This window comes from Mesorhizobium sp., assembly GCF_017306585.1.
Taxonomy (GTDB): domain Bacteria; phylum Pseudomonadota; class Alphaproteobacteria; order Rhizobiales; family Rhizobiaceae; genus Mesorhizobium.
On sequence record NZ_JAFKIC010000133.1, the window covers coordinates 21,445 to 46,895 of the forward strand.

General features: G+C 62.8%; 27 protein-coding genes and 1 pseudogene. 18 read left to right on the forward strand and 10 right to left on the reverse strand.

Annotated elements, in window-relative coordinates; translation table 11 throughout:
* The first annotated feature begins 651 nt into the window (after window positions 1-651).
* On the forward strand, window positions 652-1,011 hold the full coding sequence (locus J0I79_RS13190) for a hypothetical protein (RefSeq protein ID WP_292858821.1): 360 nt from the start codon (window positions 652-654) through the stop codon (window positions 1,009-1,011).
* A 356-nt stretch (window positions 1,012-1,367) separates the two neighbouring features.
* Window positions 1,368-1,736 (forward strand): hypothetical protein, encoded by a 369-nt coding sequence (locus J0I79_RS13195; protein ID WP_292858824.1) that lies wholly within the window; start codon window positions 1,368-1,370, stop codon window positions 1,734-1,736.
* Between the two features lie 38 nt (window positions 1,737-1,774).
* On the opposite strand, the gene J0I79_RS13200 is transcribed toward J0I79_RS13195, so the two are convergent.
* Window positions 1,775-1,990, reverse strand: coding sequence for a hypothetical protein (locus J0I79_RS13200; RefSeq protein ID WP_292858827.1), 216 nt, complete (start codon window positions 1,988-1,990; stop codon window positions 1,775-1,777).
* A gap of 227 nt (window positions 1,991-2,217) precedes the next feature.
* Between J0I79_RS13200 and J0I79_RS13205 the strand changes: the two genes are divergently transcribed.
* From J0I79_RS13205 to phoB, 8 genes are all read left to right on the forward strand, one after another.
* On the forward strand, window positions 2,218-2,454 hold the full coding sequence (locus J0I79_RS13205) for a hypothetical protein (protein WP_292858829.1): 237 nt from the start codon (window positions 2,218-2,220) through the stop codon (window positions 2,452-2,454).
* A gap of 571 nt (window positions 2,455-3,025) precedes the next feature.
* Window positions 3,026-6,379 carry a response regulator gene (locus J0I79_RS13210; protein ID WP_292858831.1) on the forward strand — a complete coding sequence of 1,118 codons (3,354 nt, stop codon included), beginning with the start codon at window positions 3,026-3,028 and terminating at the stop codon, window positions 6,377-6,379.
* Between the two features lie 528 nt (window positions 6,380-6,907).
* The gene (pstS, locus tag J0I79_RS13215; RefSeq protein WP_292858833.1) at window positions 6,908-7,963 is read left to right on the forward strand and encodes a phosphate ABC transporter substrate-binding protein PstS; all 1,056 of its coding nucleotides are present in this window, start codon (window positions 6,908-6,910) and stop codon (window positions 7,961-7,963) included.
* Window positions 7,964-8,029: 66 nt separating this feature from the next.
* The gene (pstC, locus tag J0I79_RS13220) at window positions 8,030-9,013 is read left to right on the forward strand and encodes a phosphate ABC transporter permease subunit PstC (protein WP_292858836.1); all 984 of its coding nucleotides are present in this window, start codon (window positions 8,030-8,032) and stop codon (window positions 9,011-9,013) included.
* A gap of 3 nt (window positions 9,014-9,016) precedes the next feature.
* Window positions 9,017-9,868 carry a phosphate ABC transporter permease PstA gene (pstA, locus tag J0I79_RS13225; RefSeq protein ID WP_292858839.1) on the forward strand — a complete coding sequence of 284 codons (852 nt, stop codon included), beginning with the start codon at window positions 9,017-9,019 and terminating at the stop codon, window positions 9,866-9,868.
* Complete coding sequence (gene pstB, locus J0I79_RS13230) at window positions 9,865-10,668, forward strand: phosphate ABC transporter ATP-binding protein PstB (RefSeq protein ID WP_292858842.1); 804 nt, start codon at window positions 9,865-9,867, stop codon at window positions 10,666-10,668. The genes pstA and pstB overlap by 4 nt, the downstream gene beginning before the upstream one ends.
* Before the next feature lie 25 nt (window positions 10,669-10,693).
* Entirely contained in the window at window positions 10,694-11,401 is a 708-nt protein-coding gene (gene phoU / locus J0I79_RS13235; RefSeq protein ID WP_137930777.1) for a phosphate signaling complex protein PhoU, read from the forward strand.
* An 18-nt stretch (window positions 11,402-11,419) separates the two neighbouring features.
* Entirely contained in the window at window positions 11,420-12,109 is a 690-nt protein-coding gene (gene phoB, locus J0I79_RS13240; RefSeq protein ID WP_292858848.1) for a phosphate regulon transcriptional regulator PhoB, read from the forward strand.
* 31 nt (window positions 12,110-12,140) lie between these two features.
* On the opposite strand, the gene J0I79_RS13245 is transcribed toward phoB, so the two are convergent.
* Both J0I79_RS13245 and J0I79_RS13250 read right to left on the reverse strand, forming a co-directional pair.
* Window positions 12,141-12,623, reverse strand: a complete 483-nt coding sequence (locus J0I79_RS13245) for a hypothetical protein (protein WP_292858851.1) — start codon at window positions 12,621-12,623, stop codon at window positions 12,141-12,143.
* Complete coding sequence (locus J0I79_RS13250; RefSeq protein WP_292858854.1) at window positions 12,623-13,867, reverse strand: ROK family protein; 1,245 nt, start codon at window positions 13,865-13,867, stop codon at window positions 12,623-12,625. Before J0I79_RS13250 ends, J0I79_RS13245 begins: the two co-directional genes overlap by 1 nt.
* 268 nt (window positions 13,868-14,135) lie before the next feature.
* Here J0I79_RS13250 and xylF point away from each other — a divergent pair, with 268 nt between their 5' ends.
* From xylF to J0I79_RS13270, 4 genes are all read left to right on the forward strand, one after another.
* Entirely contained in the window at window positions 14,136-15,176 is a 1,041-nt protein-coding gene (gene xylF / locus J0I79_RS13255) for a D-xylose ABC transporter substrate-binding protein (RefSeq protein ID WP_137930774.1), read from the forward strand.
* Between the two features lie 143 nt (window positions 15,177-15,319).
* Entirely contained in the window at window positions 15,320-16,672 is a 1,353-nt protein-coding gene (locus tag J0I79_RS13260; protein WP_292858858.1) for a sugar ABC transporter permease, read from the forward strand.
* A 12-nt stretch (window positions 16,673-16,684) separates the two neighbouring features.
* A complete protein-coding gene (locus tag J0I79_RS13265) occupies window positions 16,685-17,497 on the forward strand; it encodes an ATP-binding cassette domain-containing protein (protein WP_292858860.1) in 813 nt (270 codons plus the stop codon).
* Window positions 17,498-17,650: 153 nt separating this feature from the next.
* Complete coding sequence (locus tag J0I79_RS13270; protein ID WP_292858863.1) at window positions 17,651-19,273, forward strand: CHASE domain-containing protein; 1,623 nt, start codon at window positions 17,651-17,653, stop codon at window positions 19,271-19,273.
* A 91-nt stretch (window positions 19,274-19,364) separates the two neighbouring features.
* Here J0I79_RS13270 and J0I79_RS13275 read toward each other — a convergent pair whose 3' ends face one another.
* The 6 genes from J0I79_RS13275 to J0I79_RS13300 form a co-directional block, all read right to left on the reverse strand.
* The gene (locus tag J0I79_RS13275; protein ID WP_292858866.1) at window positions 19,365-19,610 is read right to left on the reverse strand and encodes a YMGG-like glycine zipper-containing protein; all 246 of its coding nucleotides are present in this window, start codon (window positions 19,608-19,610) and stop codon (window positions 19,365-19,367) included.
* An 81-nt stretch (window positions 19,611-19,691) separates the two neighbouring features.
* Entirely contained in the window at window positions 19,692-20,018 is a 327-nt protein-coding gene (locus tag J0I79_RS13280) for a hypothetical protein (protein ID WP_292858868.1), read from the reverse strand.
* Window positions 20,019-20,139: 121 nt separating this feature from the next.
* A complete protein-coding gene (locus J0I79_RS13285) occupies window positions 20,140-20,316 on the reverse strand; it encodes a hypothetical protein (protein WP_292858871.1) in 177 nt (58 codons plus the stop codon).
* A gap of 113 nt (window positions 20,317-20,429) precedes the next feature.
* On the reverse strand, window positions 20,430-21,464 hold the full coding sequence (locus J0I79_RS13290) for a sensor histidine kinase (protein ID WP_292858874.1): 1,035 nt from the start codon (window positions 21,462-21,464) through the stop codon (window positions 20,430-20,432).
* Between the two features lie 185 nt (window positions 21,465-21,649).
* Window positions 21,650-21,814, reverse strand: coding sequence for a DUF1328 domain-containing protein (locus J0I79_RS13295; protein ID WP_027031438.1), 165 nt, complete (start codon window positions 21,812-21,814; stop codon window positions 21,650-21,652).
* Window positions 21,815-21,999: 185 nt separating this feature from the next.
* Window positions 22,000-22,794 carry a response regulator gene (locus J0I79_RS13300; protein WP_292858877.1) on the reverse strand — a complete coding sequence of 265 codons (795 nt, stop codon included), beginning with the start codon at window positions 22,792-22,794 and terminating at the stop codon, window positions 22,000-22,002.
* Between the two features lie 221 nt (window positions 22,795-23,015).
* Here J0I79_RS13300 and J0I79_RS13305 point away from each other — a divergent pair, with 221 nt between their 5' ends.
* The gene (locus J0I79_RS13305; protein WP_292858880.1) at window positions 23,016-23,219 is read left to right on the forward strand and encodes a NepR family anti-sigma factor; all 204 of its coding nucleotides are present in this window, start codon (window positions 23,016-23,018) and stop codon (window positions 23,217-23,219) included.
* Window positions 23,220-23,222: 3 nt separating this feature from the next.
* Window positions 23,223-23,774: an RNA polymerase sigma factor gene (locus J0I79_RS13310; protein WP_010911883.1), complete on the forward strand. Its 552-nt coding sequence runs from the start codon at window positions 23,223-23,225 to the stop codon at window positions 23,772-23,774.
* A gap of 37 nt (window positions 23,775-23,811) precedes the next feature.
* On the opposite strand, the gene J0I79_RS13315 is transcribed toward J0I79_RS13310, so the two are convergent.
* Window positions 23,812-24,192, reverse strand: a complete 381-nt coding sequence (locus J0I79_RS13315) for a response regulator (RefSeq protein WP_292858882.1) — start codon at window positions 24,190-24,192, stop codon at window positions 23,812-23,814.
* A gap of 145 nt (window positions 24,193-24,337) precedes the next feature.
* Here J0I79_RS13315 and J0I79_RS13320 point away from each other — a divergent pair, with 145 nt between their 5' ends.
* Window positions 24,338-25,096 carry a Crp/Fnr family transcriptional regulator gene (locus J0I79_RS13320; RefSeq protein ID WP_292858884.1) on the forward strand — a complete coding sequence of 253 codons (759 nt, stop codon included), beginning with the start codon at window positions 24,338-24,340 and terminating at the stop codon, window positions 25,094-25,096.
* Between the two features lie 149 nt (window positions 25,097-25,245).
* Window positions 25,246-25,451: pseudogene (locus J0I79_RS13325) on the forward strand (hypothetical protein); the annotation flags it as partial.

Below are 25,451 nucleotides of genomic sequence, written 5' to 3' on the forward strand. Positions count from 1 at the left end.
AGGATATCCACCTGCGGATGTTGCGGATAGCGCGAAGTGTCGCGTATTGCCGGTGATCAAATCACGTCCTGGTGAAGGCTCGACTGCACCGGGAAAGATATTTTGGTGCCTTGGGTCCGGTTCCCCTTCCTGCATCAAGCAATCGCACGGGCGTTGCTATCCAAACATCGAACGACACTGAGATGCGCATCCGTGCGGGGGGAGCGTTTGACCGGGAGCCCTGACACGGTCAGTGAAAATCCGGCGGCGGGAAATGGCAGAATCTACCCAATTTAAGTCAGGCCGCGGCGCTTGAAAGCGTAGCAATCTCTGCTACTTGCGGTGTGGGGGCGGTTTCGCGGCAGCGCGGATTTTGGGTCGGGTAGAGTTCAATGACCACAGTGAAGATATCGTGCCCGCATTGCCATGGCGGCGGCCAGGTTTTCGATTGTTCGAAATGGTGCGACTCGAAGGGGCATTGCTGTCCGCAGGGCACGCATCAAGCCACTTGCCCGGGAAAGACCGTGGCATGCTCCCAATGTGGAGGGGAAGGCATGCTGGCCGTGCCCAGGCTGAGAGCCGTCGCATAGCGGCTGTCGCTCTCGGTCGAGCAGAGGTCTGTCTTGTACCGGTCAAGGGTTTTCGCAGGACGCGATACTTGCATCATTCCGCTTGTTGCAGCAGGCTACCCGGATGAAACGACAATTCCTGATCCTGGCCGTCACCGCTTCGGTGCTTGTCGTGGGACAGTGCGGCCCGTCCTTTGCCAAGGATCGGACGATTACAGGCACCATTCGGAATTTTGAATGCGGTGACAATTGCTACCTGACGATTGTCGATCGCAAGAAGGCCGAGCAAGTCGGCCTGTGTGCCGCGCCCGAATGCAAAGACTGGAACGAGCAGGCCGCGATGCCGCCGCGCTTCAAGGGAAAGCGCGTCACGGTCACCGTCGGAACAGGCCAGCAGGTCGATGGCAGCGACAACGTCATGGGCGAGATGATGGCTTTCAAGAAGATCAGATTTCTTGACTAGCCAGCATGAACTGGTCCGCCCGTTAGGGTTTCGTTTACCAATCGCCTGTCTACTGAGGGCAATTCGCTTTCGGCTCGCGACCACGGATGTACTGGCGCAAACGTCGAGGTGAAAGGAAAGGTCGGCTCAGCGCCGGCCTTTTTGTTTTTGGAAACGTCTTGTTTTTGATGGCACCCTGTTTCCGAGAACGCTGAGGCCGGCATGGCTGCAACCGGCCCGGCGCAGCCAGGCTCGACGAAAAAGTTTTTTACGGTAGCAACTTCCAGCAAGGCATATTGCCATCGCGGATGTCGGCCCTAACATCTACCCAGGCGGTCGGTGCGTATGCAGGCCGGCCGTGAAGATGAGGGTTCGTGATGAAAGGCTTCGCCAAACTGGTGATTGCGGGCTTGATGTCGATAGCCGTCGTCTATCCGTCGATCGCCGCGACACTCAACACAATGGACGATGTCGGGGCTGCGATCCTGGCATGCTGGAAACCACCCGGCGATGCCGGGAACTCGACCGTGACCCTGAGTTTCAGTCTCAAACGCGACGGCACGCTTATCGGCCCGCCACGGCCGACGGCCGCCAAAGTGGCCGGTGACGAAAAGGCACGGAAGTCATTTATCGATGCGGCCATCGCGGCCGTGAAGAGCTGCACACCGCTCAATTTCTCACCGGCGCTGGCACAGGGGATCGGCGGCAACGTCTTCACGTTGAAATTTGTTTCCCCCAAGCAGTAGCTGCCTGCTCGCCGGCCGGCCTTTCGCGATCGCCAAATTCAATGGCTCGAGCGGCGCGCCTCGGCGTGGCGTGCAAGGCTTGGAGTCTCGAAGACGTAATCGTTCCAGGCCGATTCTGGGATTTGCCCGGCGAGGTAACACTCCAGCAACAGCGTCTCTTCGGGATTGAGCGCCCGGGGCGCGCGCCCATGATCAAGCCCGAGGGAATGAAAAAGGTTCCTTGTCAGTTCCGATACCGTGAAATGGATCGACATCTGCGTTCTCCTTCGCTCTTCAACGCCGCAGCTCGCCAAAGGTTTCGGTGTCAGGCAGCGGTAACGCCTGATTGATCGCTCGCCTCCCGGGAGCGCGCCCTGTCGATCCCAGGGTCTCGCGTCGGCAAGCATCGGCCTGGATCGTGTTGCTTTCCGCGTGGTCGGTCCGGCCTTGGAACAGGGACCTGCCCCCGGCGTTGTGGTCGACACCAGCCAGGAGGAACATCATGGCCAGCTTCAGGGAAATGCGGGTTCTGGAGATCGTCGAAGACAACTCGCTGACCCGCGATCAGAAGATCGCCGAGCTGCGCGAGATCGAATCCGAGGCGCGTGGCCTGCAGCGGGCAGCGTCCGAGAGCCCGATGGGCGACGATGATGGATGGCAGGGCGACCTGCGCGAGGTTCGTCTCGCGCTCGACAGGCTGGGCGCAAAGGAACCGAGGAAGGGCGCGGCATCGCTGTAGCCCCCGGTTGGCGCCAAAGTGCGCCACGGCTTCAGGGTCAGTCACAGACCATGCGAACGCGCTCGCCGGGCGCACTGACGTTCTTGCACGCCAGTTGTTTCTCCGGGGCAGCGGCCGGAGGAGAGGGCGGCGAGATTCTCGTCTGGTGGCGCCTGCGCGAGGCGGGCTTGACGGGCCTGTGCTCGGAAAGCTGCGTGGGCGGTTGTGGCGACGCCGGAAAAGCACCGGCGTCGGGTTGTGGCTGATAGTCTACATTGGGCGGTGGCCGCTCCCAGAAGCGTCTGGCGTCGAGCGGCCGCGGGATGATCACTGTGCCGTCATAGCTGCGCGAACAGCCGCTGCCGAAAAGCAACGCCACGCCCACCAGAAAAGGCCCTATCCGTCCAAACATAAAAACACCCCCTGCGGCTTATAACGCGGCCTTGGCCTGTCCGACAACCGGACGGAATAACGCAGGAGAAACCAGCCGGTTGCGCCGTTAAGGTTAGCGGATCGTTAATGCTTCTGCGGCACATTCCGCCGACGGACCGCGGAGGGAGGGTTCGGCCTTGATTTTCGGGGTGGGGACAGCATGGCGGAAGCGGACGAAGCAATCGGCGCGCGCGGCGCGGCAGCGCCTGTGGGCACCGTCGGGGAACCGGCGGTGCGGCAGCGTGGAGAGACATCCGCTGGCAATCTCATCGATGTCGGCACGATGGTCGATTCGATGCCGATCGGCGTCGTCGTGCTTGATACGGATCTGCGCGCCGAAATCATCAACCGGGCGTTCTACGATCTGTGGAAGATCGATCCGCGCCGCGCAAGCGTAGGCTCCACCTTCCGCGACCTGATGGAAGCCAGCCGCTCGATCGATTCCTTCGGCGCCGATGACATCGCCTGGCAGCGTCATATTGCCGTGCGCGAGGCTGAGGTCAGGGCCGGCGTCGCGGGTTCGCGGGAAATGCCGCACAATGACGGGCGCACCCTTGTGGCATCGCTGGCGCCGCTCGCCGGCGGCAAGCGGCTGATTTCCTATGTCGACGTCACCGACATGAAGAACCGCGAGGCCGAAGCACAGAATGCACGCCGGCATCTCGCCAGCGTGCTGGAATCGCTGCCGGCCGGCGTGATCATCTACGACCGCGACGACAATTTCGTCTTCGCCAACCACAAGATGCAGGACGCGGTTCCGGAACTGAAGCCGGTCTGGCAACCGGGCCGCACCTTCCGCGAGGCTTTGGCGTTCGGACATGCGGCGGGATATTTCCGCCAGAGCGGCGATGCGGATCTCGATACGCTTTACGACAGGGATCCGGACCGGTGGGCCGACGGCATCCTGAAGCGATGCCGCCTGCCCAGCGCATCGTTCGAGCGTGCCAATCCCGACGGTAGCTGGCATCAGGTCTATGACATGCGCACCGATGACGGCACGTTCATCGGCGTGCGCGTCGACATCACCGACATCAAGAGCCGCGAGGCGGCGCTGCGCGATTCCATGCGCCAGATCGACCTCTTCCGGCATGTCATGGACGAATTGCCGGTGGCAGCCTTCATCAAGGCGCAGGACCTGAGCATCGAATTCGTCAACAAGGCGTGGTGCGCGATAACCGGCCTTGCCAAGGAAGACGTCATCGGCCGCACCGATCGCCAGCTGTTCGGCGCGGGGGAGGCGGAAGGCTTCAGCCGCGACGACGCCAATGTCGTGGCGACCGGCACCGTGCGCGAGGTCGAGGAGCCCGTCACGCACCGCGACGGCACGGTGCGGCAACTGATGACCCGCAAGAGCCGCCTCGTGGCGACGGACGGATCGGTGCATCTGGTCGGCTCCAGCACCGACATCACCGATGTCAAGGCGCGCGAGCGGGCGCTGGAAGAGAGTATGCGCGAGAACGAGGTGTTCCGCAGCCTGATCGACAACGTGCCGGTGTCGATCTACGCCAAACGCTCCGACCTCAGGCAGTTCTATGTCAACAAGGGCTGGTGCGACCTGACCGGCTTCAGCCAGAAGGACGCGATAGGCAAGACCGACGTCGAGATTTTCGGGCCGGATGGCGAGGCCTTCGTGGCCGGCGATCTCGCGGTGCTGCGCACCGGCGAGACACAGGAAATCGAGGAGACCGTGCGGCTCGCCGACGGCAGCGTCAGGCACCAGTTCGCGCGCAAGGGCGCGATGATCGCTTCCGACGGCTCGCTCTATCTCATCGGTTCAACCACCGACATCACCGAATTGAAGATGCGCGAGGCCGAACTCAGCGAGGCGCGCCAGCGCGCCGTGCTTGCCGACCGCGCCAAGTCGGAATTCCTCGCCAATATGAGCCACGAGATCCGCACGCCGATGAACGGCGTGCTCGGCATGGCCGAACTGCTGGCCAAATCCAATCTCGATCCGAAGCAGAAGACGTTCACCGACATCATCGTCAAATCGGGAAACGCGCTGCTTACCATCATCAACGACATCCTGGATTTCTCCAAGATCGACGCCGGCCAGCTGGTGCTCGATCCGGCGCCCTTCAATCTCGCCGAGGCGATCGAGGACGTCGCGACGCTGGTGTCGACGCGCGCCAAGGAAAAGGACCTCGAGCTCATCGTGCGCATCGAGCCGAGGCTCGAAAGCCTGTTCATCGGCGACGTCGGCCGCATCAGGCAGATCGTCACCAACCTGCTCGGCAACGCGGTCAAGTTCACCGATGAGGGTCATGTGCTGGTCGACGTGACCGGCGAGCGGGTGCCGAACGGCACCACCCTGACGATCTCGGTTACCGACACCGGGATCGGCATTCCCGAGGAAAAACTGAAACTGGTGTTCGAGAAATTCAGCCAGGTCGACACCTCCTCGACAAGGCGGCACGAGGGCACCGGGCTTGGTCTTGCCATCACGTCGAGGCTGGTCGAGCTGATGGGCGGCAGCATCGGCGTGGAAAGCGCCGAGGGCAAGGGTTCGACCTTCTGGTTCACCGTGACGTTGCCCAGCGCCGTTCAGCAGAACGGTCAGCGCATCATGCCGATAGACGTGACCGGCGCGCGCGTGCTGATCGTCGACGACAACGCCGTCAATCGCGCCATCCTGACCGAGCAGATGACGTCATGGACATTCGATTCCTGCGCGGCCGAGAGCGGCGCCGAGGGCCTCAAGGTGCTGATCGCCGCCGCCGCCTATGGCGTGCCGGTCGACTGCGTCGTGCTCGACTATCAGATGCCCGGGATGACGGGTGCCGAAATGGCGCGCGTCGTGCGCAGCACAGCCGGGCTTGCCGACACGCCGATCATCATGTTGACCTCGGTCGACCAGTCGCTCGCCAACACCAGCTACCGCGATCTCGGCATCGATGCGCAGCTGATCAAGCCGGCGCGTTCTTCCATCCTGCTGGAGACGCTGGTGGCAACCATCCAGCGTCATCGCCATGCCAGCTTGAGCAATGTCCAACCGGCCGCGGGCCAGGCGCCTGACGTTCCCCAGCCGCTGCCATTGGCATCGTCCGAACAGCGCGCGCAACTGCAGCCGCCGCCGGTTCGTCCGAGGCTGCCAGCCACCTCCGGCAATCCGCAGAGGCTGGATATCCTCGTGGCCGAGGACAATGAGGTGAACCAGATGGTCTTCACCCAGATCCTTGGTGAAACCGGCTTCGGGTTCGAGATCGTCAGCAATGGCCGAAAGGCGCTCGACGCTTTCGGCCGGCTCAATCCTTGCATGATCCTGATGGACGTCTCGATGCCGGAGATGAGCGGGCTGGAGGCGACGGCCGCGATCCGACGGCTGGAGCAGGGGACCGGCACCCGTGTGCCGATCGTCGGCGTCACGGCGCATGCGCTCAAGGGCGATCGCGAACGGTGTCTTGAGGCGGGCATGGACGACTATCTGCCCAAGCCCATCAGCCCAAGGGCTCTCCTTGAAAAGGTCGAGCGCTGGGTCGGGGCCAGCCGCCAGATCCAGCGCAACGCGGGATAGCGTGCCGCCGGGCTCGCAGGACTGAAGCGGCAAAGCTGGAGGAATCAGTCGGGGTCGGCTGCTACCTCCGCGTGCAAAGACTATGGCGCGATCGCACCATATCAATGGCTGTGCCTACCCCGGACAATGGCACCATCGAATTTCGCCCTTCCCAGTTACGGGCGGGAGCAGCGACCGCCAGTATGGAACAGCGTCAATCTACCCCAACGGACCTGTTTTCGGCGATGGCCCGGCCACGATCCGCTCTGGCCTTGAGCAACGCGCTCCCGTCCGGATTTTCTTCATCGAAGGCATGCTCTCGAATTGGGGCCCGGTTGGGAGCCCCAACCCGCCCAACTCACTGATTCAGAGGCTAAACCCGGACCATGCCGGGGGCGCCGGTAGCGGCCGTCTTTTCGGGCTCCGGCAACGCGTTACCGGGCTGACATGAAACTGTCATGCGACTGTAATAGTCGAAGGCTATTGGCCTCAGCGGGCGCTGGTAAGGAATGGCGCCGAGAGACCATCTTCCGAACAGGAGCAGGCCACATGAGACATTTCATCCGCTCGGCGGCCGTTGCGATTGCAATGGCTGCAGCGTCTACCGTCACCCTTTCCGCGGCAATGGCAGCTGACCTTTCCGGCGCCGGCTCGACCTTCATCTACCCGGTGTTCGCCAAGTGGGCCGACACCTACAAGAAGGATACCGGCATCGGCCTCAACTACCAGTCGATCGGTTCTGGCGGCGGCATCAAGCAGGTCATCGCCAAGACCGTGACCTTCGGCGCCACCGACAAGCCGATGTCCGATGCCGACCTCGAAAAGAACGGCCTCGTGCAGTTCCCGATGGTGATGGGCGGCATCGTGCCGATCGTCAACCTCCAGGGCGTCAAGCCGGGCGAGCTCGTCCTTGACGGCAAGACGATTGCCCAGATCTACCTCGGCGCCATCACCACCTGGGACGACGCCGCCATCAAGGCGTTGAACCCCGACCTCAAGCTGCCGTCGACCGCCATCGCCGTCGTTCATCGTTCGGACGGCTCGGGCACGACCTTCAACTTCACCGACTACCTCGTGAAGCTCTCGCCCGACTGGAAGGAAAAGGTCGGCTCGGACACGGCCGTCGAATGGCCGACCGGCGTTGGCGCCAAGGGTTCGGAAGGTGTTGCCAACACCGTCAAGCAGACGGACGGCGGCATCGGCTACGTCGAATACGCCTATGCCAAGCAGAACAGCCTCTCCTATTCCAAGATGCTGAATGCGGCTGGCAAGGTTGTCGAGCCGTCGCTCGAATCGTTCGGCGCGGCTGCTTCGAACGCCGACTTCAAGGGCTCGAAGAACTTCAACGTCATCATCACCAACGAGCCCGGCGACACCACCTGGCCGATCGCGGCTTCCACCTGGGTTCTGATCCACAAGGCTCCGGACGATGCCGCCGCCACCGGCGAAGCGCTGAAGTTCTTCGCCTGGGCCTACAAGGACGGCAAGGAAACCGCCAAGGCGCTCGACTACGTGTCGATCCCCGACAGCGTTGTCGACCTGATCAAGGCTTCCTGGAAGGCCGACATCAAGGCCGACGGCAAGCCCGTCTACGCTGGCGAGTAACATCTTGCGAAGGAGCGTCGCGTCAGCGGCGCTCCTTTTTCCCCAACACAAGAAGCCGAGCTTGAGATGAGTGCTGTCCAGGAAGCCATGCCAGCCATACGTGGTTCACGTGACGCGACGGTCCGACGGTTCGCGCTTACGGATTCGATCTTCCACGGGCTGACCCGCGCCGCCGCCGTTCTGGTGCTGGTGCTGCTTGGCGGTGTCGCCATCTCGCTCATTGTCGGCGCCTGGCCGGCATTGTCGACCTTCGGTGTGTCCTTCGTCACCACCGAAAGCTGGAACCCGGTTACGGAGAAATTCGGCGCGCTGGCGCCGATCTACGGCACCATCATCACTTCCGCGATCGCCATCATAATCGCCGTGCCGCTCGGCATCGGCATCGCCATCTTCCTCACCGAGCTCTGCCCGCGCCCGCTGCGGCGCCCGATCGGCATGGCCGTCGAACTCCTCGCCGGTATCCCCTCCATCATCTACGGTATCTGGGGCCTGTTCGTGCTGGCTCCGTTCCTGCAGACGACCATCCAGCCGGTCATCATCAGCATTTTCCATGGCGTGCCTGGCCTGAACAGCCTGTTTGCCGGCCCTCCCTACGGTATCGGTCTGCTGACCTCGGCGATGATCCTGGCCATCATGATCCTGCCGTTCATCACCTCAATCACCAAGGACGTCTTCGACACGGTGCCGTCGGTGCTGAAGGAATCGGCTTATGGTATCGGCTGCACGACCTGGGAAGTCACGCGCCGGGTCGTCATCCCCTACACCCGCATCGGCATCATGGGCGGTGTCATGCTGGCTCTCGGCCGCGCGCTCGGCGAGACGATGGCGGTGACTTTCGTCATCGGCAATGCGCACCGCATTTCGACGTCGCTGTTTGCTCCCGCCACGACGATCTCGGCGACCATCGCCAACGAATTCACCGAGGCCGTCGGCGATCTCTACACCTCCTCGCTGGTGGCGCTCGGCCTGATCCTGTTCATCATCACCTTCCTGATCCTTGCCATCGCCCGCTACATGCTGATGCGCATCGACGCCCGCACCGGAGCCTGACCGATGTCGACAGCCGCATCGCTTCACCAGAGCCGCAAGAGGAAGAATGCCGTGATGATGACGCTGTGCGTCATCGCGGCGGGCATCGGACTTGCCTGGCTGGCGCTCATTCTCGGCGCCCTGATCTACAAGGGCCTGTCGGGCGTGAACCTGGCGGTCTTCACGGAAATGACGCCGCCGCCCGGCGACGCCGGCGGCCTGCTCAACGCGATCTATGGCAGCATCATGATGACCATCATTGGCATCATCGTCGGTACGCCGATCGGTGTGCTGGCCGGAACCTACATGGCCGAGTACGGTCGTTTCTCGAAGCTCACCACGGTGGTGCGTTTCATCAACGACATCCTTCTGTCGGCGCCGTCGATCATCATCGGCCTGTTCGTCTACGAGCTGATGGTGCGGCCGATGGGGCACTTCTCGGCGATCGCCGGCGCCGTCGCTCTGGCCATCCTGGTCATCCCGGTCGTCGTGCGCACCACCGAGGACATGCTCAACCTGGTGCCGAACGCCCTGCGCGAGGCCGGCACCGCGATCGGCGCGCCGCGCTGGGTGGTGATCCGCTCGGTCGCCTACCGCGCCGCCCTTTCCGGCATCGTCACCGGCATATTGCTGGCCATCGCCCGTATTTCGGGCGAGACGGCGCCGCTGCTTTTCACCGCGCTCAACAATCAGTTCTGGTCCAGCAATCTCAACGCACCGATGGCCAGCCTGCCTGTCACCATCTTCCAGTTCGCTCTCAGCCCCTATGAGGAATGGCAGCAACTGGCATGGACCGGCGCACTCATAATCACCCTTACGGTTCTCGGGCTGAGCATTTTCGCCCGCAGCCTTACCGGACGCAGAGAGGACAGATGAAACCGATGTTGTCCACCGAATTGAACACGCCCGAAGTGGCTGTCGAGAAAGCCAAGATCGAGGTCAAGAACCTCAACTTCTACTACGGCCAGTCGAAGGCCCTGAAGGACATCAACCTGTCCCTGCCTGAACGCAGCGTGACCGCCTTCATCGGGCCGTCCGGCTGCGGGAAGTCGACGCTGCTGCGCGTCCTGAACCGCATCTACGAGCTCTACCCGAAGCAGAGCGCCGAGGGCCAGGTTCTGCTCGACGGCAAGAACATTCTTGACCGCTCGCAGGATCTCAACCTGCTGCGTACCAAGATCGGCATGGTGTTCCAGAAGCCGACGCCGTTCCCGATGTCGATCTATGAAAACATCGCTTTCGGTGTCCGGCTCTATGAAAAGATCAGCAAGTCCGAAATGGACGGCCGCGTCGAGCAGGCGCTGAAGCGCGCCGCGCTGTGGACCGAGGTCAAGGACAAGCTGAACGCCAGCGGCCTCAGCCTGTCGGGCGGCCAGCAGCAGCGCCTCTGCATCGCCCGCACAGTAGCGGTCAAGCCGGAGGTCATCCTGCTCGACGAACCGGCCTCGGCGCTCGATCCGCTGTCGACCGCCAAGATCGAGGAACTGATCGACGAACTGCAGGCCGACTACACGATCGTCATCGTCACCCACAACATGCAGCAGGCAGCGCGCGTGTCGAAGCAGACGGCCTTCATGTATCTGGGCGAACTGGTCGAGTTCGACCGCACCGAGAAGATCTTCACGTCGCCTCGCGAGAAGCGCACGCAGGACTACATCACCGGCCGCTTCGGCTGATCGCACGCATACGAGGACCAGGATCATGGCCGAACACACAGTCGCAGCCTTCGACGAGGATCTCGGGCAGATCAGCCGGCTGATCAGCGACATGGGCGACCTCGCCGGTTCGATGGTCGGCGGCGCCACCAAGGCGCTGCTGAACTCCGACAACGCACTCGCCCAGCGCGTCGTCTCCGACGACGCCATCATGGACGCACGCCAGCGCGAACTCGACGACCGCGCCATCACGCTTATCGCCAAGCGCCAGCCGATGGCCGACGACCTGCGTCATGTCGTCGGCTCGATCCGCATGGCCGGCGATCTCGAACGCATCGGCGATCTCGCCAAGAACATCGCCAAGCGCGTCGGCACGGTCGGCCTCTCGGCCACGCCGCGCGACCTCTCGCACTCCATCGACGCCATGGCGCAGCTGGTGCTGATCCAGGTGCAGGGCGTTGTCGAGGAATATGCGGCGGGCGACGCCGCGGCGCTGGCCAAGCTGCGCAATGACGACGAGCGCATCGACGTCAAATACACCTCGGTGTTCCGCGAGCTCCTGACCTACATGATGGAAGACCCACGCAACATCACGGCTTGCACGCACCTGTTGTTCTGCGCCAAGAATCTCGAGCGGATCGGCGACCATGTGACCAACATCGCCGAGAACGCCTACTATGTGCTGACCGGCACGCAACTGCCCGCCAACCGTCCCAAGCAGGACGAAACGGCGATGTCGGCGCCGGCGGCCTGAGCATAAGGTGACCTGCCGATGATCGCGCCACGCATCATGGTGGTGGAGGACGAGGAGCCGCTTGGCGTGCTCCTCCGCTACAATCTTGAGTCCGAGGGCTACCAGGTCGAGGTGGTGACGCGCGGCGACGAGGCCGAGATCCGCCTGCAGGAGAACGTGCCTGATCTCCTGGTGCTCGACTGGATGGTGCCGGCGGTGTCGGGCATCGGGCTTTGCCGGCGCCTGCGGATGCGGCCCGAGACCGAGCGGCTGCCGATCATCATGCTGACCGCGCGCGGCGAGGAGAGCGACCGCGTGCGCGGCCTTTCCACCGGCGCCGACGATTATCTGGTCAAGCCGTTCTCAACGCCGGAGTTCATGGCCCGCGTCAAGGCGCTGCTGCGCCGCGCCAAGCCGGAAGTGCTGTCCAGCGTGCTCAAGGTCGGCGACATCGTGCTCGACCGGGAATCGCACCGGGTCTATCGCAAGAAGAGCGAGATCCGCCTCGGGCCGACCGAATTCCGCCTGCTCGAATTCATGATGCGCCATCCTGGCCGCGTCTTCTCGCGCAGCCAGTTGCTCGACAATGTCTGGGGCGAGACGATCTATATCGACGAACGCACGGTGGACGTGCATGTCGGCCGGCTGCGCAAGGCGGTCAACAATGGCCGCATGCCCGACGTTATCCGCACCATCCGCGGCGCGGGATATGCGATCCGGGAGGATTAGGTCTGCTTTGCTCTTCCAGGGAGCAGGCCATTCAACTCTCAGGACGAAGCGGCAGTGACCTCCGGTCGGGCCTGGCGATAGCCCAGAAGGTGGCACCTACCAAGGCCCACAGGATGCCAAAGGAAATTGGGACCCAAGTGCGATGAATGATGGTTTCGGCAAGGTACGAGACTGAAAAGGTCAGTCCTTGCCGGGCAAAGCTGACGACAAAGATGATCAGCCAGGCAACAATGCCGGTCGCAAACCACAAGACGAGGTATGCTGCGGCCGACCGGAGATTTAATCTCTGAAGCGCTTTATGCGCAGGCAATCCTATCGCCACGATCGCGCCATATCCGAACAGAGCTCCGGCGCAAGCGGCCAGTCCAATCCACGAGGTCCGGTCGACAGTTCCCATGAAACTGGGCGGTGCCCAGAAAAATGCAGCATAAATTGCAGCGAAGACCGGAGCCCAGAGCGGGGCTATAAGCAACGCAGCTGCGGTATGCCTCACTCCAGTCACCTTGCCCGTCATCAAGCCACGTTCTTTCCGGAGCCCGCCCGCGCCGGCACACCCGGCGCGAAAATCTCCTGGTCGACGAAAGTCAGCGCGCGCATGGCGCAGCCTTCGCGGATCAGCGGCAATTCGTTCGGCTCGGTGTCGAAGGAAATCGATTTGGAGTGCTGGCCGCCGGCGGTCTGGGCGATCGCCTCCCTCAGCGCCGGTTCGATCAGGTCGAAGGCGGCGGCGCTGACGCCGACCATGGCGACGGGTGCCGGGTCGATCAGGGCGAACAGGCTGCCGAGGCCGTAACCCAATGCCTCGCCGGCCTTGCGATAGGCCTCGCGTTCCGGCCCGTCCCGTTCCCGCGCCGTGGCGGCGAGCGCCCGCATCTGCGCGTCGCTGACATCGGCGACCGGCTCGGTGTCCTCGCCAAGCTGTTTGGCGTTGCGCCAGATGGCATAGTTGCCGGCATAGGCCTCGACGCAGCCGCGCCGTCCGCAACGGCAGAGCGCGCCGCCCGGCCTGTGGATCATGTGGCCGAACTCGCCGCCCGAGGAGTGCGTGCCGGTGAACAGTTCGCCCTTCAGCACCAAGCCCATGCCGATGCCGTGAGAGAGCAGAATGGCGATGAAGTCGTCGCGGTAGCGCTCGGGATCGCGCCAGCGCAGCGCCACCGCCATCATGTTGCAGTCGTTTTCCATCGTGGCGGGAATGCCGAACTCGGCCTCGAGTATGTCGGCGAAGGCGATGTCGGTCTGCGGCGTGATCGGCGACCATAGCATGGCGCGCGCATCGGTGTCGGTGATGCCCTGGATCGCCAGCGCGATGCGGGCGACGCTGCGCACGTCGATGTCAGGGTCATCGAGACGCCGCCGCACGATGGCCACGCATTCGCCGATCAGCGCCTCGCGCGACATGGTCAGCGTATCCAGCCGGCGCTGTTCCTCCGATATCACTTGTCCCGCATAGTCGATGACGGTGACGGACAGGAAGTTCAGCGACAGCACCACGGTCATCACAGCCGCGGCCTCGGGGTTGAGGCCAAGGCCGACCTGCGGCCTGCCGCGTTTCAGCGACCCGGTGTCGCTCGGCTTGCCCTCGGCCAGGATGCCTTCGCCGATCAGATCGGCCGATATCGCCGATATGGTCGAATGACTGAGCCCGGTGGTGGCGGCGATCTCGGTGCGCGAAGGCTGGCCGGCCCGGCGCACGGCCGCGATCACCATGGCGCGGTTGCGCCGGCGCAAATCGTCGTGGCGGATTCCGACCGACATGCTTCCCACATCCTCCCGGTCGCCGTGGTCTTACAGCCCCTCGAACACCGCCGGCAACAGCTGCAAATACTGGCAGAAGCGGCCAGTGCTGTCATTTATTTATTGCGGGACTCGAAAAAAAGTTCCCGGCACCTCAAAATCCATCAGAATCGCGGTTGACAGGGCTCCAGCGATGGATCAGAATTTTTTTGAGGCTCGAAAAAATGGAGCCTTTGTGCCGGCCTTCGGGCCAGTTTGGTCGCGCCATACGCGGCGCAGGGAGGATATCATGAAGAGATTTACAGCCGCCATCCTGGCGGGTGTCGCCATGTCGCTGACGCTTGCGTCGGTCGCGCAGGCGAAGGACAAGGTCATTGGCGTTTCGTGGTCCAACTTCCAGGAAGAGCGCTGGAAGACCGACGAAGCCGCCATGAAGAAGGCGATCGAGGCCGCCGGCGACAAGTACATCTCCGCCGATGCGCAGTCCAATCCCGGCAAGCAGCTCACCGATGTCGAGAGCCTGATTTCGCAGGGCGCCAACTCCCTGATCATCCTGGCGCAGGATGCCTCGGCCATCGGCCCGGCGGTGCAGAAGGCACTCGACGAAGGCATTCCTGTCGTCGGCTATGACCGTCTGATCGAAAACAAGGACGTCTTCTACCTGACCTTCGACAACAAGGAAGTCGGCCGCATGCAGGCCAGCGCGGTGTTCAAGGTCAAGCCGGAAGGCAACTATGTCTTCATCAAGGGCTCGGGTGCCGATCCGAATGCCGATTTCCTGTTCTCGGGCTCGATGGAAGTGCTGAAGGCGGCCATCGACTCGGGCAAGATCAAGAATGTCGGCGAGGCCTACACGGACGGCTGGCTGCCTGCCAACGCCCAGAAGAACATGGAACAGTTCCTGACCGCCAATGACAACAAGGTCGACGCGGTTGTCGCGGCCAATGACGGCACCGCCGGCGGCGTCGTCGCGGCGCTGACGGCTCAGGGCCTCGCGGGCACCGTGCCGGTGTCGGGCCAGGACGGCGACCACGCCGCGCTGAACCGCATCGCGCTCGGCACCCAGACCGTGTCGGTATGGAAGGACGCGCGCGAACTCGGCAAGAACGCCGCCGAGATCGCCTCGCAGCTGGCAGACGGCAAGAAGATGACCGACATTGCTGGCGTGAAGGATTTCACGACGCCCGGCGGCAACACCGTCAAGTCGCTGTTCCTGACCCCGGTTGCGATCACCAAGGACAATCTCAACGTCGTCATCGACGCGGGCTGGATCAAGAAGGACGAAGTCTGCGCGGGCGTCGCCGCCGGCACCGTCGCGGCCTGCAACTGAGGCAACAGCCTCGCTCTACCCCAGCGCCGCGGCCCACAAAGCCGCGGCGTTTTCTCAAAAAGATTGTGTTCCCGCCTCAGAGGGATAGCTTCTAGGCTGGGTCCGGCATCCGCGGCAGACGGGCAGGCCGGTGGGAGGAAATCATGACCGACACGACGTCCAACCCGCAGGCCGATACCGCGCGCGCATCGGAGCTCGGCGCGGTCGCCCGGTTCCTCAAGGCAACCGAGATCGATACAAGAATGCTCGGCATGATCGGCGCCCTGCTGCTGATCTGGGTCGGACTGCATGTCATTTCCAGCCTGCGCCTGGGCGTCAACCCGCTCGATTTCGACAGCCGCACCTTTCTCACGCCGCGCAATCTGTGGAACCTGTCGGTGCAGACCTCGGCGGTCGCCATCATGGCCTGCGGCATGGTGCTGGTCATCGTCATGCGCAACATCGACCTGTCGGTCGGCTCCGCCGAGGGTGTTATCGGCATGGTCATGGGCTTTGCCCAGGTGCATTTCCTGGTGCGCTTTGTCGGGCTTGAGCTCGGCAATCCGTGGATCTGGGTGCTGGCGCTGGTGATCGGGCTGGCGCTCGGCCTTCTGATCGGCGCCTTCCAGGGGTTCATCATCGCCTATCTCGAAGTGCCGGCCTTCATCGTGACGCTGGGCGGGCTGCTGGTCTGGCGCGGTGCCGCCTGGTGGGTCACGTCAGGCCAGACTGTGGCGCCGATGGACGCTACCTTCCAGCTCATGGGCGGCGGGCCGGCGGGGTCGATCGGCGCGACATGGAGCTGGATCGTCGGCATCGTCGCCTGTCTGGCCGTCGTCTTTGCCCTGTTCAACGGGCGAGTGCAGCGCAAGCGCTTCCGCTTCCCGCTGCGGCCGATCTGGGCCGAGACGCTGATGGGCGCCGTCACCTGCGCCGTCATCATGGGCGCGGTGTGGCTGGCCAATTCCTATCCCTGGCCGGTCGGCATCGTGAACAGATACGCCGCCGCCAACAACATCACCGTGCCGGAGGGTGGCCTGTTCATCGCCCACGGCATCGCCATACCCGTGCTGATGGCGATCGCCGTCGGCCTGATCATGACCTTCATCACCAACCGCACGCGCTTCGGCCGCTATGTCTTCGCCATCGGCGGCAATCCGGAAGCCGCCAACCTCGCCGGCATCAACACGCGCTGGATCACCATGAAGGTGTTCATGATCATGGGCGTGCTGGCCACGATCGCGGCCGCGATCTCGTCGGCGCGGCAGAATTCCTCGACAAACGTGCTTGGAACACTGGACGAACTGCTGGTCATCGCCGCGGCCGTCATCGGCGGCACGTCGCTTGCCGGCGGCTCGGGAACGATCATCGGGGCGATGCTGGGCGCGCTGCTGATGCAGTCGCTGCAGTCGGGCATGGTGCTGCTCGGCGTCGACTCGCCGCTGCAGAGCATCGTCGTCGGCGCGGTGCTGGTCATCGCCGTGTGGCTCGACACCGTCTATCGCAAGCGCGTTTAGGGGAGAACGATCATGGCAGACAAAATTGCTCCCGCGACCGCCCCCACGGGCACGCCGCTAGTCGACATGCGCAACATCTCGATCGCCTTCGGCGGCATCCGGGCCGTCGACGATGCCTCGATCGATCTTTTCCCCGGCGAGGTCGTGGCGTTGCTCGGCCACAACGGCGCCGGCAAGTCGACCCTGATCAAGATCCTGTCGGGCGCCTACAAGCGCGACGCCGGGCAAATCTTCGTCAACGGCCAGGAGGCCTCGATCTCGAACCCGCGCGACGCCAAGAAATACGGCATCGAGACGATCTACCAGACGCTTGCGCTCGCCGATAATGTCGATGCCGCCGCCAATCTGTTCCTCGGCCGTGAATTGATGACGGCCTATGGCACGCTCGACGATGTCGCCATGGAGGCCGAGGCGCGCAAGGTGATGGGGCGGCTCAATCCGCGCTTCCAGCGCTTCAAGGAGCCGGTCATCAAGCTGTCGGGCGGACAACGCCAGTCGGTGGCGATCGCCCGCGCCATCCTGTTCAACGCCCGCATCCTGATCATGGACGAGCCGACCGCGGCACTCGGACCCCAGGAAACGGCGCAGGTCGGAGAACTGGTCAGACAGCTCAAGGCCGACGGCATCGGTATCTTCCTGATCAGCCACGACATCCATGACGTATTCGAACTGGCCGACCGGGTCTGTGTGATGAAGAACGGCCAGGTCGTCGGCACCGCGCGCACCACGGACGTCACCCAGGATGAGGTGCTCGGCATGATCATCCTGGGCAAGTGTCCTCCAGGCGCCATCCCCGGGCCGGGTGCGTTGAAGATCGCCGCCTGAATCCGGTACGGCAGGCCCGCATGCGGCTGACCGGGCACGCTGCATTGCCGCTCACGTGATATGCCAGTGATCACGATGGCTTGGCATGGCCATTGTGTTGGCCTGACGACTTGCCCATAAAGGTCCGATATTGCTCATGGACCGCAGCATCCGTTGAAGAAGCTTTTTCCAATTGTCGCATTCATCGCCGTTGCGCTGATCAGCATGATGATGGCGGGCTTTGCCTACTTCGCGACACAGGAAGCCGCCCGCATCAAGTTCGAAGCGGCGGCCGACGACGCGCTCAACCGGATCGAGAGCCGCATCGACCTGCATCTGTCGCTGCTGCGCTCGACGCAGGCCCTGTTCGACGCCCGCAACGGCGACATCTCCCAGAACGAGTTCAAGGCGTTTTTCAACGCGCTGGATGTCGACAAGAACTTCGCCGGCCTACGCGGTATCGGCTTCCTGCAACTGGTCAAGACCGGCGACGAAGCCGCGGTCGAGCGCGACATACTGCATGATTTCGGCGCTCCCCATCCGGTCTATCCGGAAACCACGCAGCCCTGGCGCACGCCGATCTCGCTGTTCGAGCCGCTCGATCCGTCCAACCAGGCCAGCATCGGCTACGACATGTTCAGCGAGCCTGTGCGGCGTGCGGCGATCGAGAAGGCGATGGACGACGACCAGCAGCATGCGAGCGGGCTGGTGCAACTGGGCCAGGGCACGGGCGCCGCGCAGACGTTCACCGGTTTCCTGGTCTTCGTGCGGCTCAATATCGAAACCGCACCCGAAGTCATCAACGCGTCGCGATCCTCGACGGCCGGGTTCCTCTACGCGGCCTTCCGGGCCGGGGACCTGTTCCAGATTGCGCTCAGCCGCGCGCCGCTGCTGCCGGTCAACACCGAGATCTATGATGGTGATGTAAAGAGCGACAATCTGTTGTTCCGTTCGGAAGCGCCGCCGGCTTCTTCCTTTGGCGAGCGACTGCTGGTCACCCGCAAGATCACCGTGGCCGGCCGCCCGTGGACGGTCCAGTTCAGGCCGACCAGCGCCTTTTCGCAACCCTCGTCGCGCGCCATCCCGGTGATGCTGGGGTTGTTCGGCCTGCTTTTGGCGGGGGCAATCGCGCTGGTGGCGCGCTATCAGGAGCGTGCCTATGACGCGGTGTCGGCCATGCACGAGACGACGGAGAAGAGCCTGCTCGAAAAGGACCTGATGCTTCAGGAGATGAAGCACCGCATCAAGAACTCCATCACGCGCGTGCTGGCGATCGCGCGGCAGACCGCTTCGCGCGCGACCGATGTCAACGAGTTCTCCGCGTCGTTCTCGGCCAGGCTGCAGGCGATGGCGGCCTCCCAGGACATGCTTACGCGTTCGCGCTGGCAGAAGGCCGATCTCGCCGATCTGCTGCGCATCGAGCTTGGCCAGGTGTTCGGCAAGGACCTGCCGGAGGAATTGCTGTCAGGACCGGAGGTATTGCTCGACGAGACCACGACGCAGGCGCTCGGGCTGACTTTCCATGAGCTGGCGACCAACGCGCTGAAATATGGCGAGGCCGGCAATTTCGTCGGCGCTCTCAAGGTCGACTGGTCCCTGGAAGAGCGTGGGCGTGAACGGACCTTGACGCTGAACTGGCGGGAGGCGGGAAAAAAGAAGGTGGAAGCGCCGGCGCAGACCGGGTTCGGCACCAAACTGATCGATCTCAACGTCACGCGCGAATTGCGCGGCACGATCAGGCGCGATTTTCAGGCGGACGGCTTGAAGGTGGAAATACGCATTCCGCTCACAAGCTGACGGCGTACCGTCAAACGGAACGAGTGGAGCATTTGGACTCGAAAATCCGGAGACCAGCGGACCGGTCCCCGGATCGACTGATATCGCCGAATTAGTTGCAGCGGGCCGTGTAGATACGGCCGCGATGGTCGCGATACTGGCAATAGCCATTGCGCAGGTTGCGCACCAGCAGGCCGGAACCAGCGCCGACAGCCGCGCCGATCAGCGCGCCCTTGCCGCCGCCGATCAGGCCGCCGGCCAGAGCGCCGACACCGGCACCGACGCCGACATCCTGCTCGGTCGTGGTACAGCCGCTGACGGCAACCACCGCAACCATGGCAATAATGATTTTCCGCATAGAGTCACTCCTCACTTTGTGTCCACACTTATAAGCTCCAGCCGCCATTTAGCATGAAAAAACGGCCTTTGCTGCTCCAATTTATTGTTGGCTAAGGTAGTCTTTTTCTGGGCGCACCGCGTTGGATGCCACAACAAGGCTGGAAATTGCCAGAGAAGCGTCGAGGCTACCATCGGGACGGACTTTCCAGACGATCTGGTCATAGTCGTCCTCGAGCGCGGGGTCGACCGCAAGGCATTTGGCAACGATATGCTGCGCCTGTCCCTGGACATCACCCATGGCGAAAGGACGTTCGGCGGTGCATTCGTCGGCGGTTGCAAAAACGCTGACCGGTACCTGCAATTCACGACATTCGGCCATCGTGTTGGTGCAACCGATGACCAGCAGCAATGCAACGATATGTTCCATGGCGATTGCCCTCTCGCCATAACAACGGCCGAGGCCGGCTAAAAGTTCCTGGGCGGGCGGGACGGGCGGCGAATAATCCAGGCACTGTGCCGGGCTTATCTGCAGTCCTCGATGGAATGGGTCACGTCAGTTGGGCCAGAACGACCAGCAGGATGGTCGCGGACGCCGCCAGGGCGATAGCCCACAGCAAGTGATGATGTGGCAGCGGCAGCGGTTCCGGGGATGTCTCGGGATCCTGGAATTCGCCCATGGAAACACGGGCGGCCTGTTCCAGTCTGTTCATGTCGGCGACCGTCAAGCATTCCTCCCAAACCGTGCCGCGAAACCCGGCGGATTCCGGCGGTATCTGGGTAAGACAGCATCCGCTCTTATGGTGAACAGCCGGTTAAGGATCTTTGCCGGCCAAAGGTTTCACTGCGTCTCGAAATTGCTGTGCGGAACGATGAGACGGTATTCGAGATGGTTATCGGCGATATCCAGATTGGCGGTTCCATTCAGGGATGCCGGCACCACCCGTTCGAGCGCGACACTGCCGAAGCGCTTTCGATTGCCTCGGCTGCCGCCGGGCTCAATAGCCTCAGCCCATGTCAGGGAAAGCGCTACCTCGCCAGTGGCGGCGGTGTCGAGATCGGCGCTCACCTCCACGAAACCATCCGGGCGCGACAGGGCGCCATAGCTCACCGAATTGACGGCGAGTTCATGCATCGCCAGGCCGATATGCAGGGCGGCATTGGGATTGAGATAGGGGTTGGCGCCACGCAGGCGAAGGCTGTGCGGCGTGTTCGTCCCGTAGCGGCCGACCTGGCTCGCCACCAGTTCGTGAAGGGCCGCGCCGCGCCAGTTGGACGATGTCACCAGATCCTGGGAGGAGGCGAGCGACTGCAGCCGGCCGCGAAAGCGGGTCAGGAAATCGTCGATGCCGTCGGAATGGCGACCGGTCTGCGTCGCGATGCTCTGGATGATCGCCAGCAGGTTCTTGGAGCGGTGGCTGACCTCGCGAAGCAAGGTGGTCAGCGTCTGTTCGCGCCGTTTCTGCTCTGTCGTCTCGACCATGGTGGTGACGACGCCTTGCACGTCGCCGCCGTCACCCCGGTCGGCATCGACCCAGATCTGAAACCAGCGCACGCCATTCTCTGCCGGAACGCTGATCTCAAGGCGCTCCGGATTGCCGCTGGCGATCACATCGCGCTTGGCGGCGCTGATGCGATCGGCCTGAGCGGCAGGCAGGACGCCATTGCCGTCGGCGTTATCCGAAGCCCAGGGCGCGCGCATGTTGCGGGCCCATACGGTCTTCATCTCACGATCCTGGTAGAGGACGGAAATCCCCGCATTATGCAATGCGTGAAGAAGAGCCCGGCCAAGCTGCATGCCGTTTTCCGCGGGATGCAGAGCGATGACCTCGTCGCCTGGTGCGCTTTCCGTCGTATCTGCAGTCCTGGAGCGCATCGGTCACTCTGTCCACCCAACTCAGGCTGAACGGCTCACTGCCAAATGGGTTCCGCAAATTCCCTCAAGTCCCATCTCCCAAAGCGGTCCGCCGGACGGTGTCCCTTTCAGGATACCGCCCGGCGGTGGCTGGAAACCGTTTGAGGGGTGCGGCTTCCAGTGTTCGCCTGGATTAAACGCCCGCCTCAAGCCCGCTTGAACAGCCCGGCCAGAAGCGAGATGACCAGAAAGGCGAGAAAGATGAAGAACAAAATCTGCGCTATGCCGGCCGATGTGCCGGCGATGCCGCCGAAACCAAGCGCGCCGGCGATGATCGCCACGACGAGAAATACGAGCGCCCAGTAAAGCATGGTTCATCTCCTTGCGAATGCTGCTGACAAAACGTGAGTGGGTGCGGTTTGTTCCACCCTTTGCCGAAAAAGACGATGCTTGCAATGGTCCCGTGCCCTCGCGCACCAAGGACAGCAAAGGGCCGCCGGATGCATCGCATCCGGCGGCCCTTGTCATGCACCCCGTCAGTGCCGAAGGCGCGAGCCTATGCGGCGGCCTTCGCCTGACGGTCGAAGAACAATGCCTGGCTGATCAGCGCCTTGACCATGTCGGGGTTGAAAGGCTTGGTCACCAGGAATGCCGGCTCGGGGCGTTCACCGGTCAGCAGGCGCTCGGGAAAGGCGGTGATGAAGATGACCGGCACGGAGGTCGACGACAGGATCTCGTTGACCGCCTCGATGCCTGAACTGCCATCGGCGAGCTGGATGTCGGCCAACACCATCTTGGGCCGCGTCTTGCCGAACATCGTCACGGCTTCGGCATGGGTGCGTGCGGTGCCGACAACGCGATGGCCAAGGCTCTCGACCATTTCTTCTATGTCCATGGCGATCAGCGGCTCGTCTTCGATGATCAGCACATCGGTCGCCACCTGGCGGGAAATCTCATTGCTTGCCTGGGCAAGCAGTTCGGAGAACTCCTGTTCGCCGACATCGAGGATCTCGGCCGCTTCGTCCTCGCTGAAACCTTCGACCGCAACCAGCAGGAAGGCCTGCCGGGGCAGGGGTGCGATCGCGTTGAGGTTGGCGGCAGCGCGCTGCTCCCACGCCGATTGCGCCTGCTCCTGCGGGACGCGGATAGCGACGGAGGTGAAGAGCCTGGCGAACACCTTGTAGAGGGCGATACGGTCACTCGATGCTTCGGGGAAGATGTCGACATCGGCGATGATGGCCTCGAGCATCGCGGCGACCAGCGCGTCGCCACTCTCCTGCGATCCCGATACGGCGCGCGAGAAGCGGCGCAGGAACGGCAGATGCGGAGCGATGGTGGCGGATAAACTCATATGGACGTCTCCCTCAGATGACGTGATTGCATGGATTGCAGGTCAAGCTGATTGCAAGCCCCGGAGGATAGAACGCCGGTTTTCCGAAAAAGTTCCGACGCAAATGGAACGAATAAGCGGCAACGGCGTTTGAGGTCGGGATGGGCAACCAGACGAGGGCGCCGCTTGCCTTGTGTTGAGTTGGATAATAGCGGCTTGGGTGCTGGGAATATAAGGGCGAAATGAAAGACATGACGAAAGATGTTCTGGCTGGCGCCGCGGGCAGGCGCCGGAACGGTGTCGGCGACCCGCTTGGGCCGAATTCCGAGATCGGGCGCAAACTCAAACAATATTACGACGACCTTGTCTCCGACGATGTGCCGGATCGCTTCGCCCAGTTGCTCAGCCAGCTGGAGCAGGCCGAACCCGCGCAGAAGAAGGACTGAGGCATGGCAGCGGTCTCCCAAGGCTTCAAGACCGATCTGCTTGGGGCAATCCCGAGCTTGCGGGCCTTTGCCGTGTCGCTGACGCAGAATGCCGACAAGGCCGACGACCTCGTTCAGGAAACGCTGGTCAAGGCCTGGGACAAGCATGAAAGCTTCCAGCCCGGCACCAATCTCAAGGCGTGGCTTTTCACGATCCTTCGCAATGAATTCTATTCGCAGATGCGCAAGCGCGGTCGCGAGGTGCAGGACAGCGACGGCATCATGACGGCCAGGCTCGCCGTGCATCCGGCCCAGCACGGCCAGCTCGACCTCAAGGACTTTCGCGGCGCGCTCGAGCAATTGCCCGAGGACCAGCGCGAAGCCATCATCCTTATCGGAGCATCCGGCTTCTCCTATGAGGAGGCCGCCGAAATCTGCGGTTGCGCGGTGGGAACGATCAAGAGCCGGGTCAGCAGGGCTCGCACGCGCCTGCAGGAAATCCTGAAAATCTCGGGCGAGGACGAATATGGTCCCGATGCAATCTCGGCCCAGGTGACGGGGACGGCGGCCCACTGAAATGCCGGCTGGGCGACGGCATCGCCGCCTGACCGCATCAGGAGGAGGACGCGCGCCCATGAGCCTGCGCCAGCGCTTCGATGAGGTCCTCGCCTGAATAGGGTTTGGTGACGAGCCTCACTCCCGGAAAGGACGTTCTGATCTCTTCCGCATCCGAATAGCCGGAGGCAAAGACAAAGGGGACGCCTGTTTCACGCAAACCCGCGGCGAAGTCGAGCGTCGAGGTGCCGCTCAGCATCAGATCGACAATGGCCGCGTCGAATTGCGCGGCAACCTGCGGCGCATCGATCTCGACCAGGTCGCGCGCTATCACCACTTCCTGTGCGCCGTGGTCGCGGCACAGTTGCTCGACGTCCATGGCGATGAGAAATTCATCCTCGAGGACAAGGATTCGCAATCCGTCAAGCAATGGGGGCACAGGCAAACGCTCCTTGAACGCCCGGAGTCATGATCGCTATTGGGCGCGTTGTCATTTAAAAAAGACATGCCATCACCGGGAACTCCGATCCCCGCAGAACGTTTAAGGCTGCCTGCCGGACGGCAGGATTTCGAGAGGGGTCGAAATGTCAGGCCAGACAGGGCACGCTGCGAGCCGCCAGTATCCGTGCGAAAAATGTCCACTGAGGCCATTGCCGGTTTTTCGCGATTTCGAAAAGCAGGAACTGGCCTTCATCAGCAAATTCAAGAAGGGCGAGCTTGCCGTCGACAAGGGAGCCACGGTGCTGGTCGAGGGAAGCCACAGCGCCCATCTCTATACGGTGCTGTCGGGCTGGGCGTTCCGCTACAAACTGCTGACGGACGGGCGGCGCCAGATCCTCAATTATCTCATGCCCGGCGACCTCATCGGCCTGCAGGGCAGCGTCATGGGGGAAATGCAGCATTCCGTCGAGGCCTTGTCGCCGATGCTGCTCTGCGTGTTCGAGCGCGACAATCTGCACGAACTCTACCGCAACCATCCCGGCCTTGCCTACGATATCACCTGGATAGCGTCGCGCGAGGAGCGCATGCTGGACGAGAACCTGCTCAGCGTCGGCCGCCGTAGCGCGATCGAGCGGGCCGCCTATCTGATCGCCTTCATAGCCAGTCGCGCCAAGGTCGTCGGGCTGAACGGCAAGCAGTCCATCCGCATGCCGATCACGCAACAGCACATCGCCGACACGCTTGGCCTGTCGCTCGTTCATACCAACAAGACGATCCGCAAGCTGATGGACCGCAAGCTGATCGTCTGGCGCGACGGCGGCTGCGAAGTCGTGGACATCGAAGGGCTGAAGCAGCTTGCGGGCTGGGAAGGGCTTGGCGAGGGCCGGCGGCCGCTGATCTGAGCGTCTTTTCAGACAGGCGGTCAGGGGTGCGCAATTCCCGAGGGGAAAACCACTTCACACTTTTCCCGAAATTGCTCTAGTTTGACCCGAAGCCGGAACCTTGAGACGCACGGCGCGTTTGAAATCGAGCAATCACAAGGAGTTAAGCCATGGCAACCGCCGCAGGGAAAGCCGCCAACGAAGCGCGCGCGAATTCCGATCTCGAAGCCGACATCAGGCAATTGAAGGCCGATATCGACAAGCTGACCAAGCAGTTGGCCAAGACCGGCGAACATGGCTACGGCACAGCGCGCCGCGCGGCGGCTGAAGGTGTCGAGCATCTGCGTGCGCAAGGTGAGGCGGCCTTCGACAGCCT

What these genes read in the sequence shown, in the direction of transcription:
- J0I79_RS13280 (WP_292858868.1), bottom strand. Translation starts at nt 20,018, where the DNA reads ATGGAACATATCGTTGCATTGCTGCTGGTCATCGGTTGCACCAACACG.
- J0I79_RS13245 (WP_292858851.1), bottom strand. Translation starts at nt 12,623, where the DNA reads ATGACGGGCAAGGTGACTGGAGTGAGGCATACCGCAGCTGCGTTGCTT.
- xylF (WP_137930774.1), top strand. Translation starts at nt 14,136, where the DNA reads ATGAAGAGATTTACAGCCGCCATCCTGGCGGGTGTCGCCATGTCGCTG.
- J0I79_RS13260 (WP_292858858.1), top strand. Translation starts at nt 15,320, where the DNA reads ATGACCGACACGACGTCCAACCCGCAGGCCGATACCGCGCGCGCATCG.
- pstA (WP_292858839.1), top strand. Translation starts at nt 9,017, where the DNA reads ATGTCGACAGCCGCATCGCTTCACCAGAGCCGCAAGAGGAAGAATGCC.
- J0I79_RS13195 (WP_292858824.1), top strand. Translation starts at nt 1,368, where the DNA reads ATGAAAGGCTTCGCCAAACTGGTGATTGCGGGCTTGATGTCGATAGCC.
- pstS (WP_292858833.1), top strand. Translation starts at nt 6,908, where the DNA reads ATGAGACATTTCATCCGCTCGGCGGCCGTTGCGATTGCAATGGCTGCA.
- phoB (WP_292858848.1), top strand. Translation starts at nt 11,420, where the DNA reads ATGATCGCGCCACGCATCATGGTGGTGGAGGACGAGGAGCCGCTTGGC.
- J0I79_RS13250 (WP_292858854.1), bottom strand. Translation starts at nt 13,867, where the DNA reads ATGTCGGTCGGAATCCGCCACGACGATTTGCGCCGGCGCAACCGCGCC.
- pstB (WP_292858842.1), top strand. Translation starts at nt 9,865, where the DNA reads ATGAAACCGATGTTGTCCACCGAATTGAACACGCCCGAAGTGGCTGTC.
- J0I79_RS13310 (WP_010911883.1), top strand. Translation starts at nt 23,223, where the DNA reads ATGGCAGCGGTCTCCCAAGGCTTCAAGACCGATCTGCTTGGGGCAATC.
- J0I79_RS13295 (WP_027031438.1), bottom strand. Translation starts at nt 21,814, where the DNA reads ATGCTTTACTGGGCGCTCGTATTTCTCGTCGTGGCGATCATCGCCGGC.
- J0I79_RS13200 (WP_292858827.1), bottom strand. Translation starts at nt 1,990, where the DNA reads ATGTCGATCCATTTCACGGTATCGGAACTGACAAGGAACCTTTTTCAT.
- pstC (WP_292858836.1), top strand. Translation starts at nt 8,030, where the DNA reads ATGAGTGCTGTCCAGGAAGCCATGCCAGCCATACGTGGTTCACGTGAC.
- phoU (WP_137930777.1), top strand. Translation starts at nt 10,694, where the DNA reads ATGGCCGAACACACAGTCGCAGCCTTCGACGAGGATCTCGGGCAGATC.
- J0I79_RS13205 (WP_292858829.1), top strand. Translation starts at nt 2,218, where the DNA reads ATGGCCAGCTTCAGGGAAATGCGGGTTCTGGAGATCGTCGAAGACAAC.
- J0I79_RS13320 (WP_292858884.1), top strand. Translation starts at nt 24,338, where the DNA reads ATGTCAGGCCAGACAGGGCACGCTGCGAGCCGCCAGTATCCGTGCGAA.
- J0I79_RS13210 (WP_292858831.1), top strand. Translation starts at nt 3,026, where the DNA reads ATGGCGGAAGCGGACGAAGCAATCGGCGCGCGCGGCGCGGCAGCGCCT.
- J0I79_RS13275 (WP_292858866.1), bottom strand. Translation starts at nt 19,610, where the DNA reads ATGCGGAAAATCATTATTGCCATGGTTGCGGTGGTTGCCGTCAGCGGC.
- J0I79_RS13265 (WP_292858860.1), top strand. Translation starts at nt 16,685, where the DNA reads ATGGCAGACAAAATTGCTCCCGCGACCGCCCCCACGGGCACGCCGCTA.
- J0I79_RS13300 (WP_292858877.1), bottom strand. Translation starts at nt 22,794, where the DNA reads ATGAGTTTATCCGCCACCATCGCTCCGCATCTGCCGTTCCTGCGCCGC.
- J0I79_RS13290 (WP_292858874.1), bottom strand. Translation starts at nt 21,464, where the DNA reads ATGCGCTCCAGGACTGCAGATACGACGGAAAGCGCACCAGGCGACGAG.
- J0I79_RS13305 (WP_292858880.1), top strand. Translation starts at nt 23,016, where the DNA reads ATGAAAGACATGACGAAAGATGTTCTGGCTGGCGCCGCGGGCAGGCGC.